The 13,007-nt window shown below is 58.7% G+C and carries 13 protein-coding genes and 1 tRNA gene; 5 read left to right on the top strand and 9 right to left on the bottom strand.

Annotated elements, in window-relative coordinates; all coding sequences use genetic code 11:
* Positions 1 to 8 precede the first annotated feature (8 nt).
* A complete protein-coding gene (locus AC33YF_RS01120; protein ID WP_491775350.1) occupies positions 9 to 1,064 on the bottom strand; it encodes an adenylate/guanylate cyclase domain-containing protein in 1,056 nt (351 codons plus the stop codon).
* 256 nt (positions 1,065 to 1,320) lie between these two features.
* Positions 1,321 to 3,213 (bottom strand): propionyl-CoA synthetase, encoded by a 1,893-nt coding sequence (locus AC33YF_RS01115; RefSeq protein WP_491775349.1) that lies wholly within the window; start codon positions 3,211 to 3,213, stop codon positions 1,321 to 1,323.
* 163 nt (positions 3,214 to 3,376) lie between these two features.
* Between AC33YF_RS01115 and AC33YF_RS01110 the strand changes: the two genes are divergently transcribed.
* The gene (locus tag AC33YF_RS01110) at positions 3,377 to 3,781 is read left to right on the top strand and encodes a hypothetical protein (RefSeq protein ID WP_491775348.1); all 405 of its coding nucleotides are present in this window, start codon (positions 3,377 to 3,379) and stop codon (positions 3,779 to 3,781) included.
* Between the two features lie 77 nt (positions 3,782 to 3,858).
* On the opposite strand, the gene AC33YF_RS01105 is transcribed toward AC33YF_RS01110, so the two are convergent.
* The 3 genes from AC33YF_RS01105 to mnmA all read right to left on the bottom strand — a co-directional run bounded on the left by AC33YF_RS01105 (position 3,859) and on the right by mnmA (position 6,139).
* A tRNA-Met gene (locus AC33YF_RS01105) sits at positions 3,859 to 3,935 on the bottom strand.
* Between the two features lie 145 nt (positions 3,936 to 4,080).
* On the bottom strand, positions 4,081 to 4,869 hold the full coding sequence (locus AC33YF_RS01100; protein WP_491775347.1) for a class I SAM-dependent methyltransferase: 789 nt from the start codon (positions 4,867 to 4,869) through the stop codon (positions 4,081 to 4,083).
* 64 nt (positions 4,870 to 4,933) lie between these two features.
* Complete coding sequence (mnmA, locus tag AC33YF_RS01095; RefSeq protein WP_491775346.1) at positions 4,934 to 6,139, bottom strand: tRNA 2-thiouridine(34) synthase MnmA; 1,206 nt, start codon at positions 6,137 to 6,139, stop codon at positions 4,934 to 4,936.
* A gap of 410 nt (positions 6,140 to 6,549) precedes the next feature.
* Here mnmA and sciP point away from each other — a divergent pair, with 410 nt between their 5' ends.
* Positions 6,550 to 6,828 carry a CtrA inhibitor SciP gene (sciP, locus tag AC33YF_RS01090; RefSeq protein WP_491775345.1) on the top strand — a complete coding sequence of 93 codons (279 nt, stop codon included), beginning with the start codon at positions 6,550 to 6,552 and terminating at the stop codon, positions 6,826 to 6,828.
* Between the two features lie 81 nt (positions 6,829 to 6,909).
* On the opposite strand, the gene AC33YF_RS01085 is transcribed toward sciP, so the two are convergent.
* The 3 genes from AC33YF_RS01085 to AC33YF_RS01075 form a co-directional block, all read right to left on the bottom strand.
* The gene (locus AC33YF_RS01085) at positions 6,910 to 7,992 is read right to left on the bottom strand and encodes a hypothetical protein (RefSeq protein WP_491775344.1); all 1,083 of its coding nucleotides are present in this window, start codon (positions 7,990 to 7,992) and stop codon (positions 6,910 to 6,912) included.
* 93 nt (positions 7,993 to 8,085) lie between these two features.
* Entirely contained in the window at positions 8,086 to 8,571 is a 486-nt protein-coding gene (locus AC33YF_RS01080) for a YajQ family cyclic di-GMP-binding protein (protein ID WP_491775343.1), read from the bottom strand.
* Between the two features lie 116 nt (positions 8,572 to 8,687).
* Positions 8,688 to 9,083 (bottom strand): flagellar export protein FliJ, encoded by a 396-nt coding sequence (locus AC33YF_RS01075; protein WP_491775342.1) that lies wholly within the window; start codon positions 9,081 to 9,083, stop codon positions 8,688 to 8,690.
* A gap of 406 nt (positions 9,084 to 9,489) precedes the next feature.
* Here AC33YF_RS01075 and ctrA point away from each other — a divergent pair, with 406 nt between their 5' ends.
* Positions 9,490 to 10,197, top strand: a complete 708-nt coding sequence (gene ctrA / locus AC33YF_RS01070; RefSeq protein WP_491775341.1) for a response regulator transcription factor CtrA — start codon at positions 9,490 to 9,492, stop codon at positions 10,195 to 10,197.
* Positions 10,198 to 10,327: 130 nt separating this feature from the next.
* On the opposite strand, the gene chpT is transcribed toward ctrA, so the two are convergent.
* The gene (gene chpT, locus AC33YF_RS01065; RefSeq protein WP_491775340.1) at positions 10,328 to 10,966 is read right to left on the bottom strand and encodes a histidine phosphotransferase ChpT; all 639 of its coding nucleotides are present in this window, start codon (positions 10,964 to 10,966) and stop codon (positions 10,328 to 10,330) included.
* Positions 10,967 to 11,102: 136 nt separating this feature from the next.
* Between chpT and cysQ the strand changes: the two genes are divergently transcribed.
* Both cysQ and AC33YF_RS01055 read left to right on the top strand, forming a co-directional pair.
* Entirely contained in the window at positions 11,103 to 11,963 is an 861-nt protein-coding gene (gene cysQ, locus AC33YF_RS01060) for a 3'(2'),5'-bisphosphate nucleotidase CysQ (RefSeq protein ID WP_491775339.1), read from the top strand.
* Positions 11,964 to 12,066: 103 nt separating this feature from the next.
* Positions 12,067 to 12,849 (top strand): DUF1134 domain-containing protein, encoded by a 783-nt coding sequence (locus tag AC33YF_RS01055; RefSeq protein ID WP_491775338.1) that lies wholly within the window; start codon positions 12,067 to 12,069, stop codon positions 12,847 to 12,849.
* Positions 12,850 to 13,007: the final 158 nt, after the last annotated feature.

Raw genomic sequence — 13,007 nt, 5'->3', positions numbered from 1 at the left:
GCTGGAAGTTACGACGCGACCTTAGCCTTATCTCGAACTATCTGTTCGGCTTTGAGGCTATAGATCGGAACCAAACCCTTCCCTTTGACCTCAAGTTCACCCAGTTTCTCGCCCTCGAAATCCGAGGAAACCATGGCCCACACATCACCGGTCACCGCGACAGTGCTGGGCTCGGACCGCTCGAGCATGCGAGCAGCAACGTTGACGGTATCTCCCCAGATGTCGAACTGATAGCGCTCCTGCCCCACGATGCCGGCAACGACGGGCCCGGCATTGACGCCAACCCGCACTTCCCATCCCAGATCTGCATCGATTAGCGTCGACGCCATTTCCAACCCGCAGCGAACCGCTGAGCCGACGGGATTGTCGACCTCCTGCAATAGGCCCGCAACCGACATGAAGCCGTCGCCAATAGTCTTGATTTTCTCAAGGCCATGCTGTGCCGTGATGCGCTCAAAGATTACGAATAGAGCATCGAGCCTGGACACAACATCCTCGGGCTCATTCTTGTCGCAATAAGCTGTGAAGTTCGTTACGTCGCAGAATAACACCGCCACGTTGTCATAACGCTTTGGGATCACCGTGCCATAGTTGCGAATCTCCTCGGCCGCTTTTCTCGGGAGCAAAGCGTGGAGCAGCTCATCTGCTTGATTGTGGGCTTCGCGCGCCTCTGAAAGCGCTTCCTGCAACGCAAGCTGGGTTCGAACTCTGGCGAGGACAATCGGTCCGGAAAATGGCTTGTGGATGTAGTCGACGCCGCCGACCTCAAAGCCCTTCTCTTCATCGACGGCATCGGTTTTGGCGGTAAGGAAAATTACCGGGATCTCGGCGGTCTCAGGATTGGCCTTCAATCGCCGACAGACTTCAAAGCCATCCATGCCAGGCATCATGATGTCGAGCAGGATGAGGTCCGGCTTGTCGGCTCCGTTTGCGATCGCTAGGGCTTTTTCGCCGTTCGTCGCGACCTTGGTCTTGTATGTTTCCTTCAACAACCCCGAGATAACAGCGACATTTGTCGGCGTATCGTCAACAATGAGGATTAGGTTACGGCCGACGCTAGACACAGTTATCCCCGCATGCGCTCCAATGGTCTCTCGATATGCAAACACAGTATACGGAACCGGCGCGTTAACCTAGCATGGAAGTAAGCAGACGGTTCGTTCGTCGCCGTCCTTTACACGGACTACTCGCCCCGGCTCAAGCGGGTGGCCGCCAAATTTCATGATTGCAATGCACCATACGCCGTGCGCGTTCCGCCCGCCTGCCCAAGTGCTGCCTATTTTGGCGGCCGTTGCATCGCGATCAGGGCGCCGTCTGGCGCTATGACGATTGGCCGTAGCCCAGCGCATGGACCTCCTGGCGGATCTCTTCAAGGATTGCTGGGTCGTCAATTGTAGCGGGCATCTTGTAGTCCTCGCCATCTGCGATCTTCGCCATGGTGCCACGCAGTATTTTGCCTGAGCGAGTCTTCGGAAGGCGCTCGACCACACAGGCGAGTTTGAAAGCCGCCACTGGGCCAATTTGGTTGCGCACCTGGGCAATGGCCTCTTCGACAATGTCTTCATGAGGCCGGGACACACCGCTGTTGAGGCAAAGAAAACCCATGGGCAGCTGTCCCTTCAACTCATCGGCAACACCGATGACGGCGCACTCGGCCACGTCCGGAAGGGCCGCCAACACTTCTTCGATCGCCCCGGTCGATAACCTATGCCCGGCTACGTTGATGACATCGTCCGTGCGAGCCATGACAAAGACGTAGCCGTCCTCATCGATAATTCCCGCATCGCTCGTATCGTAGTAGCCGGGAAATCTACTGAGATAGCTGTCCCGATACCGCTCCTCTGCCTGCCACAACGTCTGGAGACACCCCGGCGGCATCGGCAATTTGATAGCTATTGCGCCAAGCTGTCCACGCGGCACTTCGTGACCGTCTTCCCCAAGGATGCGGATGTCGTATCCCGGCATGGGAACGCCGGCAGAACCCGTTTTCACCGGCAACGGCTCAAGCCCCATGGCATTGCCGGCAATCGTCCAACCGGTCTCGGTCTGCCACCAGTGATCGATAACGGGGACATGAAGCATTTCCCGAGCCCAATTAATCGTGTCGGAATCCGCTCTCTCTCCTGCAAGGAACAAGTACTTGAGTGAGCTCAGGTCGTATTTGCGGATGAACTCGCCACCTGGGTCCGCGCGCTTGATCGCCCGGAACGCAGTCGGCGCCGTGAAGAGCGCTTTGACCCCATACTCCGAAATCACTCGCCAGAAGGTCCCTGCATCGGGTGTGCCTACCGGCTTACCCTCGAAAACCAAGGTCGTCGCGCCACACAACAGCGGCGCGTAGCAGATATAGGAATGTCCCACGACCCACCCGACATCGGAGGCCGTCCAGAAGACGTCGCCCGGATCGATGTCGTAGATGTTCTTCATCGTCCAGCTGAGGGCCACGGCATGGCCGCCACTCGGCCGCTGCACGCCTTTCGGCTGACCCGTCGTCCCTGACGTATAGAGAATATATAGGGGGTCGTTGCCCAAGACCGGGACACACTCTGCTGGCTTTGCCCCGCGCTGGCACTCGAACCACTCCACATCGCGCGCGCCCAAGTCTGCGCGCGCCTGCTCACGCTGAAGGATCACGCAGAATTCGGGCTTGTGCTCGGCCTGCTCGATCGCGCCGTCCAGAAGGGGCTTATAGGGCACGACCCGCGTCGGCTCGATCCCACAGGACCCGGCGAGTATCGCCTTCGGCTTCGCATCGTCAATCCGGACCGCCAGTTCATGGGCCGCGAACCCGCCAAACACAACGGAGTGCACCGCGCCGATCCGCGCGCAGGCAAGCATCGCGATAAGCGCTTCCGGCACCATCGGCATATAGATGACGACGCGATCGCCTTTTTCGACGCCCCGCGATTGCAGGGCTCCGCCCAACTGTGCCACCTGCTCCAGGAGTTCGGCATAGGTGATCCTCCGTTTCGTCCCTGTGACGGGGCTGTCGTAGATGATGGCCGCTTGCGCCCCGCGACCTGCCGCAACATGGCGGTCAATCGCGTTCCAGCACGTGTTCATCACGCCATCGGGATACCAAGCGAAAATCGGCGCACCGCGATCGTCGAGCACCGTTTGGGGCGGCGTGATCCAACCCAACGTTTCCGTGGCCTGCGCCCAAAACGCACGCGGATCAGTTGCCCAGGCCTCGTAGGTTGCCTTGTATCCCATCACAAGACACTACCCACTCCCGCCACGCGGTGCCAGGAGGGAGGTTGGCATTCTTGGTCGGCTCTTTACACTTACGTAAGCGTGAGATCGAGCGCGGCGCGAGTCTTGACCCCTCACAGTTGGTCGAGAGCTTCTCGGCCCGAGCCGGAGAGAGGAAAGCAAAATGACCAGGTGGCTTGGCGCGATATCGGCTTTCTTACTCGCGTCGTATGGTTCACCAACCGTCCCACTCAGCGCGGAAGAGGCAATACCAGACCTGGTTGGAACCTGGGTTGGCGAGAACAGGACAGTCTCCGACAAGAAGGGCTATCGGGTTTGGGGGCAGAAAACGATCGAGATAACGGAGCAGCGAGACCGCCGATTTCGGGGTCACTTCGACTATCCCGAGGGCACCGTCAATTTCTTTGGCGTCATCTATCCCGACAACGTCTCCTTCACCTGGGTGTCGTCTGACAGCAAGGGATACAATCAGGGCCGCATTCTCGACCCTGACCGGATTAGCGCCTGCTATGTTGAATCAGGAGAGGACGCCACGGCGGGCTGCGCTGAGCTAGTTCGCCAAGAGTAGGCTTTTAAATCGCGGGCAGTGCAAAGACCGAGGAAATTTCAGTCGGTGACGTCAACTTGTCGGGCCAATAGCATGTTTGGTAGCGGAGGAGGGACTTGAACCCCCGACACGCGGATTATGATTCCGCTGCTCTAACCAGCTGAGCTACTCCGCCCCAATGCGGCGAGGGCAATGCCTCGCGTTCCAGTTCACCGGCTTCTTAGACCGCAAGTTGGTCCCGCGCTCAAGTAGGCTGAAGGCCGGTAGGGCACAAAACCCCTGCCCTCAAATAGCCGCTACGCGGTAGGGCAAAGGAGAGACTATCGTTCGGCCAATTGACTCTGGAGCCGGCGATATAGGGACCGCCAGTAATTCAAGTCAAGCATCCTGCGCGCCAAAGCCGTCTGCTGCTCGGGGGCCGCGGAAGCGCCCGCCTCCGCTTCGCCGCCGGTCGCCAAGAACGTCCTGGCCGCCTGCGGACCAATGCCGAGGCCCGGCTCCTTGACGAAGCGCAGCATGGTGAAGAGACCCAGCGGCCATAACGGACGCCGTTCAACGAGACGCAAGTCCTCGCATGTAAGGACCCGCTCCGGCTCGAAGACCGCATGCCAGCCAATAAGATCGGCGAAACCTGCCAGCTTGCGCTCAAGAAGGCCACGCACGCCGCGCTCCTGGCTGAAGTGATTGACCAGAATCACCTCGCCGCCGGGCGCGCAGACTCGCTCCAACTCATGCATGACTTTGACCGGGTCTGGCACCACGGTCATCACGTACATCGCAACGACGGTCTCGAAGCTTTCGTCCGCGAAGCCTAAGGCGCTCGCGTCCATCTCGTGAAGACCGTCCACGTTATCGAGTTTCTTATTGGCGACCTTCTCAAGCGCCTTATCAAGCATCTCCGGCGACAGATCGATGCCCGTCACGGTTAGGTGCTTGCCATATGCCGGCAGCGACAGGCCGGTGCCCACGCCGACTTCGAGTACGCGCCCTTTGCGCTTGTTGATGATACGCACGGCGTGTCTGCGGCCTGCGTCGGCGATTCGACCGAATGTGTAGTCGTAGACCGGCGCCCAGCGCCGGTAAGCGTGCCGGACGGAGTCCGTGTCCATCGTCGGATGATTGGAAGTCAACGCTTGAACCTCCCCAAGATTTGCGGCGTGCTGATGCCGCGGCTTAACGTGATCCTACCAAAAAGGCCTCGGCGGGCAGCGACGCCGCCTGAACCTGCATAGCGTCGTTGGCCACAAAGGGCGGCGCAGCGGACTTGATCCATCCTCCGCCCAAGAGTCGCTCTCCGCCGCCCGATGCAGCGTAAAACACACAAGCCTGTCCGGGCGAAACGCCCTCCTCACCGTCGGCCAGTTGCACGAGAACAGCCCCGTTCTCAGACACGACCGTCGCCGGCTGAAGCGGGCCTGTGGACCGAATCCGAACCAGAACCTCACGGCCACCCGCGACAGCGATCTCGAAGGGCCCAGCGCCCAACCAGTTCACGTCACGCAATTCCAAGGTTCGCGTCAAGAGCGCCTCCCGCGGCCCGACTACAACTTCGTGGCGTGCCGGATCGAGCTTCACGACATAAAGCGGCTCGGATGCGGCAATCCCAAGGCCACGGCGTTGTCCGACCGTGTAATTGATAATGCCCGTGTGGCGACCAAGCACGCGCCCGTCCACATGAACGATGTCGCCAGCTTCGGCCGCGCCGGGGCGAAGGCGCTCGATAACTTGCGTGTAGCGACCCGATGGCACGAAGCAGATGTCTTGGCTGTCCGACTTGTCGGCGATGTCGAGGCCAAACTCCCGAGCCAAGGCTCGCGTCTCATCCTTCGGCATGCCGCCGAGCGGGAAGCGAAGGAAGGCAAGTTGCTCCGGCGTCGTATTGAACAAGAAGTAGCTCTGGTCCCGCTCCTTGTCCGCTGCGCGATGGAGTTCCCAGCCGTGCGGACCCGGGCTGCTCTTAATGTAGTGGCCGGTAGCCAGAGCCTGCGCGCCCAATCCCTGTGCGGTGTCCAATAGATCGCGAAACTTGACCGTCTGGTTGCAAGCAACGCATGGCACAGGGGTCTCGCCGGACAGATAGCTGTCCGCGAAGGCGTCCATAACAGCGGTCTCGAACTGGCGCTCGTAGTCGAGAACGTAGTGGGGGATATCGAGCGCGGCCGCCACGCGGCGCGCATCCTTGATGTCCTGCCCAGCGCAGCAGGCACCCTTTTTGGCAACAGCCTCACCATGGTCGTAAAGCTGCAGGGTGATGCCAACGACATCGTAGCCCTCGCGCTTTAGCAAACCCGCCACGACCGATGAGTCGACGCCGCCCGACATGGCCACGACTACCCGCGTCTCGGACGGATGCCCCGAAAGATGCAAACTGTTAACCATGATATCTGTTTGGCGCTGACTTTCATCGGCGCGCAGACGGCTCTCAGAGGTTGGAGCCAGAAGCGCGGGGAATACAAAGTGCGAAAATCGCACAACAATCGCGCTACCGCATGGTCGCTCTCGGTACCTCGATCCCGTCGCCGCGCGGATGCTGACCGGTCCGCTAATTCCTTGTGACAGTTCGGATAAGTCCGTGAACATAGGCACAGCGGCCCTGCCGCGCAAGCCAAACCAGAAAGCGGCTGCGCGAAGGCCTGCAAGAACAATGTCAGAAACTTGAGACAATTCAGAGAGTTTTGCGGGTTCTCTTGCGACTATTTTTACGCGGCGGCTTAGGTAATTCTTAAATCGGCCGCTGTTAGGGTCCCCGTCGATTGTGGCTAATCGAGTTTTAGTGAGTGTTGCGTACAATGACTGAACATTATAGGCCGCGCGTCCGATACGTGATCGGACCAGACGGCAGCCCGCTAACCGTTGCCGACCTTCCTCCGACGAATACCCGCCGTTGGGTCATTCGGCGTAAAGCCGAGGTCGTGGCAGCCGTTCGGGGGGGTCTACTTAGCCTCGAAGAGGCTTGCGACCGCTATACATTGACTGTGGACGAGTTCCTGAGTTGGCAGCGATCCATCGACAAGCATGGGCTCGCGGGTCTGCGCGCGACACGAATCCAACAATATCGCGGCCACTAGCCGGAAGTATCAACGACAGATCTAACCTACGAAATGGCCGGGCCCGCCCCGGCCATTTTCTGTTTGTCTGCTCGGTGATGGCTAGTGGACGACTGGCCCAGGCGGGAATCCCACATAGAAGATCCGGCACGGTACCGAGTCGGCCAGACTGCCCTTGAACCAACTGGGCTCCGTCCCGGGCCGATTGATGCCAATGCTGTACTCCTTGTCGAAAAAGCCGACAAAGGATGAGAGGTTTGGGTGGAGCCTCTTAATCCCGGTGAGATTGGGGAAGTCGTTGCTCCTGAATCGGTTCTTGATGTGTACGTCGTACGGGCCCTCATACGGCTTCGCAACGCCCGAGATGAGCTCGGCGTAAACCCTGTTCGAATGGGGCGGCCCCTCCAACGTGAAGGCGCTTGAGCCCGCCGGCAGCTCCATGGGAATGAAAAGAAACAGCGAGATGCTGCCTCCCATTTTGGCGCTCTCCTCTTTACAGATGAACGTCTCGTTCTTGATCCGGTTCACAGCGCTGATCCGGTCGGACACCGCGTTCTCGTCGACCTTGTAGAGCGTACCGATCGACTCGACGGGCGCTACCTTGTCTTTTTGGTGCCAGTCGATGCGACCCACCTCAGGCGAAAGAAGAAGTTTCAAATCGTCCTGAACGAACGTTCCGCCCTTCAGCACCGATTTTGTTTCGCCAACCCATGTGACACCGTCCTCCTCAAGCTTTCCGTCGATACGAACTTTGTATTCGATGTCACCGTGCTCGTAGATCTCGAGGACCTTCTCTTTCTTGGTAGGATCGACCCTCAAGACGTAGGCCTTTTCATCAAGAACCTCGGATCCGTTCTGAATGGAGCGGATCAGCCCCGCATAGACGCCTTCGATTTCCCGATCATCGCGGCTGACATTCTTCTTGATCGCGACCGCTTTCTTCTCGGGAGCCGGCGGCTCTTCTGTCTCTTTGCCGAACACCCACTCGTAGATCTGTTTGTCCAGGTAACCGAGGACGTTGTCTGTATCCATCTTCGGGAAGGACGCGACGGCGAGCGCGGCCACCACGGAGCCTGCGATACCCAAGAGGACTTCGATGAGGATAGTGTCTCGGTTCTTGCTGCTGCGCCTTGCGATGACGAGCAGCGCGACCACGAGTACGATGACAACGACAACCGAAATCATGGGTTAGCTATAAACGATCATGCGGCGATCGGGCTACGGTGACGCAATGCAACCTAGTGGTTGATCCGCCCTACTCGCGGAACCCGCGGCGGATCAGTCTCTAAAGTTCTCGAACTGAAGCGGTTGCTCGATTTTTAGACCCTTCACGAGTTGGATAACCGCCTGGAGATCGTCGCGCTTCTTGCCGGTTACCCGCAGCTCGTCGCCCTGAATGGCAACCTGAACCTTGATTTTACTGCCCTTCACTTCCTTTACGATCCGCTTGGCCAGTTCCTTATCGATGCCCTGACGAAGGAGAACGTTCTGACGAACCGACTGGCCGGCGGCCTTCTCGACGGCTTGATAATCGACCACACCCGGCCCGATCCCACGCTTGGCGAGATGGCCTTGCAACAGTTCATGCATCTGCTTGAGCTTCAGATCGTCGTCCGCGTGGATGACGATGACGCCTTCGTTTCGCTCGATCTTGGAATTCGAACCCTTAAAATCGTAACGCTGGCTCATCTCGCGCGTCATATTCGCGAGGGCATTGTCAACGTCGGGCATGTCTGTCTTAGAGACAATATCGAATGAGGGCATGAGGAGACCTCCGCGCGCGGCAAAAACTTTGGGTTCGCCAACATCTAACGGAGTCCGGCGGTGGAGGTCCACCGCCGGTTCGTAGTCTTTCTGTTGATTTGGCTTCTGAGGCGCAGCTAGCCCGCGCGGGCGACACCGATCATGCCAAAATCGGGCTCGGGCTCCTCGACCCTCCCACGATCGACATCGCGCCCCTGAAGAACCTCGATCTTCCGGAGCTCGTCCTCTGCCTCTTTGAGTTCGCCTTTGGCCATAGCCAACTTCGCCTCTAGCCCCGCCACCGACACCGCCAGATTGTCCCGGCGCTGTATGGCTGCCTTTGCGAAGGTCGGATAAGCGTAGTGATTGACGTCTGTGATGCCGGCGCGCTCTTGCTCGACAGCGATCTGCCGGTCGAGGTCCACAGCCATATCGTTAAATTCGGCAATCATAGACTCGATGTCAGCGACCTTCCGGCGCTTCTCATCGACCTCGAAGCGCTTTAGACGCATGACTCCATCGCGTGACTTCATAACTCAATACCCTCAAGCCTGTTCGGGTCCGCGCAGTTTCGGCGCGAACGCTACTTCCCCAAATTGACACGAGCCGACTACCAAGCGCAGAGCAAACCGAAAGCCAGGCGCCCCCAAACGGCTTCTCACCAAGTCTCAAGGACCGGTCCCCCCGTCCCTTGAATCAAGATCATCGCCGACAGGACTTAAGCGCCGGTAAACCATGAGAGTCGTATCCGCCTAATCGATGTAACTGGCGAAGACGTACGCATAAATAATCTTGGTTAGCGGATGTTGTTAACACTACCCTGTTGGTTAGTTTTTGTTAACTATTGGACATTAACTTCTTGATTCGAAATTAACCAATCAAGCGTCCGACGTTTTGGGTCAGGGGACAGCCAGGACATGAGAATACGGGGGAATTAGAATGCGGGTTCTTCTGATCGAGGACGACAGCGCGACGGCGCAGAGCATCGAATTGATGCTGCAGTCCGAAGGCTTCAACGTTTACAAGACAGATCTCGGCGAAGAAGGCGTCGATCTCGGCAAGATCTACGACTACGACATAATCCTTCTCGACTTGAATTTGCCGGACATGAGCGGTTACGAGGTCCTCAAATCCTTGCGTGTGAGCAAGGTATCGACCCCGATACTCATCCTTTCCGGTCTTGCAGGCATCGAAGACAAGGTGCGCGGTCTAGGCTTCGGCGCCGACGACTATATGACCAAGCCTTTCCATAAGGACGAGCTCGTAGCGCGCATCCACGCGATTGTGCGCCGCTCAAAGGGGCATGCCCAGTCAGTCATCCAGACCGGCGGCCTAAAGGTTAACCTGGACACTAAAACGGTCGACGTTAACGGTCAGCGTGTGCACCTCACAGGTAAAGAATACCAGATGCTGGAACTGCTCTCTTTGCGTAAGGGGACAACCCTGACCAAAGAGATGTTCTTGAACCATCTGTATGGCGGCATGGACGAGCCGGAACTCAAGATCATCGACGTATTTATCTGCAAGCTGCGCAAGAAGCTCGCCGCGGCGACAGGCGGAAAGCACTACATTGAGACCGTTTGGGGCCGCGGCTACGTGCTGCGCAATCCCGAGGAAGAAGCAGAGGCCGACGAGGCCGCCGCTTAGGTCACTCCGACTTTCGATTGTTGGACACGAAGACGGCTGGGCTTGCCCCGGCCGTTTTGTGTCTGCTTCGTACATTTGAGTCAGGCGCGCGATGGCGGGCCATTCTTGGCGAAGGGTTGTATTAGCTGCGCTATTGCGCTCGTAACACGACCTCGTCTTCGCCGGAACTCGTTGTTACCGTCATGCCAGACGCTTGTGCCACACGCGCGGCGTAGTAGGGCTGAATCAAATGCGCATCGACTTCCCCTGTTGCCTCGCCCACAAGAAGTGCGTCCGCCTTTTCGCTGAGACGCGCCGCCTTGCCTGTAGCCGTGATCGTGTAGGACACCTCTCCCCCGTCCTCGGATATTGCCGCGTTAATGGTGCCACCGCGCGGCAATGCAGCGAGACCAAGCCCGACCAAATTGAGCAATAGCTTGACCTTGTTCTTGGGCAAGATCAGCGCCGGCCCGTCCCACACGAGGTCATGTTTCTCACTCGTCTGAACAAACGCTTGCGCCACCTTTTCCGCATCGCGCGTGTCAATCTCTGCGCCTGCCGATCCTGCCGCCCCGAAAGCGATGCGGGCAAACTGAAGTTTGGCGGATGCCTGGCTGGCACTCTTCAGAATGAGATCCATCGCCGCGGCGCGCATCTCGTCGTCGGGCTCCTCCGCCAGCATCTCCAAACCGTTGGAGATGGCGGAGACCGGATTGATGATGTCATGGCATATCCGGCTCGAAACCAGTGCCGCCAGCTCGAGATCGTTGAGCACAATCGGCTCCGACATTGCTTTCTCCATTCTCGCGCCAGCAAGACTCATGCGCAGTTATCATGGCCTGTGTACGAATTTCTGTTACAGGAAGGGAGCAATCATCGAAACACGAAGATTTTTTTCGAATCAACGCCCTTTGGAGCATCTTGCCTTGTCAGCACCTAGACATACAACAGCGGCGCTTGCCGAGGGGACGCCCGTCCTCGACCTCCATGTCGCCGCCGAAGTCTTAACCGGCGCAGCCGCAAAAGCCGGCGCCGCGATCATGGCCCACTATGGCGCAACGGATGAGATCGAGTACAAAGACGACCAGTCTCCGGTGACCCAGGCGGATCGGGATTCCAATGAAATACTTGAGACCGCGCTGCGCGAGCTCGCACCGAACATCCCAATTGTGTCCGAAGAGTCGACAACTGACCGCAAGGCGTCCTTGGGCCAGACTTTTTTCCTCGTTGACCCATTGGACGGCACGAAAGAATTCATCAAGGAGCGTACAGATTTCACGGTCAATGTTGGGCTGATAGACGATGGATTTCCCTGCTTCGGCCTGGTGTACGCGCCTGCCCGGAATCTTCTTGCCGTCACCATTGCCGATGGTGTGGCGATCGAGACTTCCATGGCACCGAGCAAAGACGGTGCAGACTTGAACGCCCTAAGTCACAAACGTCTGCATGCGCGGGCTGCCCACCCAGAAGCGATCACGGCTCTGGTGAGCCTCTCTCACTTGGACCGGAAGACCGAGGAGTTCTTGGAGGGCTATTCAGTCACTGAACGTACGGCTGCCGGGTCGTCCATCAAGTTCTTGGAGATCGCACGCGGCAATGCGGACCTCTATCCGCGCCTCGGCCCCACGATGGAGTGGGACACAGCAGCCGGGCAGGCCGTCTTGGAAGCGGCCGGCGGCCATGTCGTCAATACACGCGGCGCCAGATTCAGATATGGCAAAACGGACTCGGCGCTAAAGAACGCGAACTTTGTCGCATGGGGCCGCTCCATCTTAACGCCGCGGTAAGCCTTCCACCGTTTGGTAACCCTTTCGGTCAACAATCGAGAGCGGGGCCTTACGCCTCTGCGCCCGGTCATCAAGCGGGCTCGCACGTCCGAGGTCTTTTGTCATGCGTACTACCTACATCGTGGTCGCCGCGCTTTCGGCGATTCTTCTGAATTCGGTTCTTGCGTCTGCCTCGCAGGCGCAGAGCGCGCCATACGGCGCGAATTCCGGCACTATCCCGGTCCAGAACGCCCCTGTACAAAGTAGCGGCGGTGTCGCTCCGGCCGTTGGGGGGTACGACCCGAACGCGTCGCAATCGGCCCCTATTGCTGCACCCCAACAGGCCTACCAACCACCGGGTTATCAACCCAGCCAAACCTACGTGGCGGCGCAGGGCTATGCATCGGAGCGACTAGACAGTGACGATGGCTTCTCGCCCGATGAGATCAAGAGCGCAGGACATCGCTTTTTCGGCAAAATCTCCTCCGGCTTCGCCAGTGCGGTGGAGTACACGTTCCAGAAATCGGGGCGCCCGAACGGCTATATCGTTGGTGAGGAAGCCGGGGGGGCGTTCGTTGCGGGCCTTCGCTACGGCGAAGGGACGCTGCACACAACAAATGGCGGGCAGTATCGGGTCTTCTGGCAGGGCCCGTCTTTGGGCTACGACTTCGGTGCCGAAGGCTCCAAGACCATGGTTTTAGTATACAATCTGGCGGATCCGGGCCAGATCTATGACAAGTTTGCCGGCATAGACGGCTCCGCCTACTTGGTGGGCGGCGTGGGCGTCACCTACTTGGCCCGGGACGATCTTGTCCTCGCCCCGATCCGATCCGGGGTCGGCCTTAGACTGGGCGCAAATGTCGGCTACTTGAAGTATACTCGTCAGCCGACCTGGAATCCGTTCTAATTTGGCGCTAATGAAGTCGGAGCGCGAGTTTTGCGGGCCTCGGATCGTTGGGCGCGCAGGGCATGGCCTCCCCTTATTGCGCGGGTGGCTCGCGCATAGGGCTCGGTGCGTGGCATCGGCTTCCTGCACAAGGGGCTTATGGAGCGTTCGTCGGCAGA

The organism is Methyloceanibacter sp. (assembly GCF_058506495.1).
Note: the sequence above shows the minus strand (reverse complement) of the source record. Positions and strands in the feature narration are given on the sequence as shown.

What these genes read in the sequence shown, in the direction of transcription:
- AC33YF_RS01115 (WP_491775349.1), bottom strand. Translation starts at nt 3,213, where the DNA reads ATGGGATACAAGGCAACCTACGAGGCCTGGGCAACTGATCCGCGTGCG.
- AC33YF_RS01110 (WP_491775348.1), top strand. Translation starts at nt 3,377, where the DNA reads ATGACCAGGTGGCTTGGCGCGATATCGGCTTTCTTACTCGCGTCGTAT.
- AC33YF_RS01100 (WP_491775347.1), bottom strand. Translation starts at nt 4,869, where the DNA reads ATGGACACGGACTCCGTCCGGCACGCTTACCGGCGCTGGGCGCCGGTC.
- mnmA (WP_491775346.1), bottom strand. Translation starts at nt 6,139, where the DNA reads ATGGTTAACAGTTTGCATCTTTCGGGGCATCCGTCCGAGACGCGGGTA.
- sciP (WP_491775345.1), top strand. Translation starts at nt 6,550, where the DNA reads ATGACTGAACATTATAGGCCGCGCGTCCGATACGTGATCGGACCAGAC.
- AC33YF_RS01085 (WP_491775344.1), bottom strand. Translation starts at nt 7,992, where the DNA reads ATGATTTCGGTTGTCGTTGTCATCGTACTCGTGGTCGCGCTGCTCGTC.
- AC33YF_RS01080 (WP_491775343.1), bottom strand. Translation starts at nt 8,571, where the DNA reads ATGCCCTCATTCGATATTGTCTCTAAGACAGACATGCCCGACGTTGAC.
- AC33YF_RS01075 (WP_491775342.1), bottom strand. Translation starts at nt 9,083, where the DNA reads ATGAAGTCACGCGATGGAGTCATGCGTCTAAAGCGCTTCGAGGTCGAT.
- ctrA (WP_491775341.1), top strand. Translation starts at nt 9,490, where the DNA reads ATGCGGGTTCTTCTGATCGAGGACGACAGCGCGACGGCGCAGAGCATC.
- chpT (WP_491775340.1), bottom strand. Translation starts at nt 10,966, where the DNA reads ATGTCGGAGCCGATTGTGCTCAACGATCTCGAGCTGGCGGCACTGGTT.
- AC33YF_RS01055 (WP_491775338.1), top strand. Translation starts at nt 12,067, where the DNA reads ATGCGTACTACCTACATCGTGGTCGCCGCGCTTTCGGCGATTCTTCTG.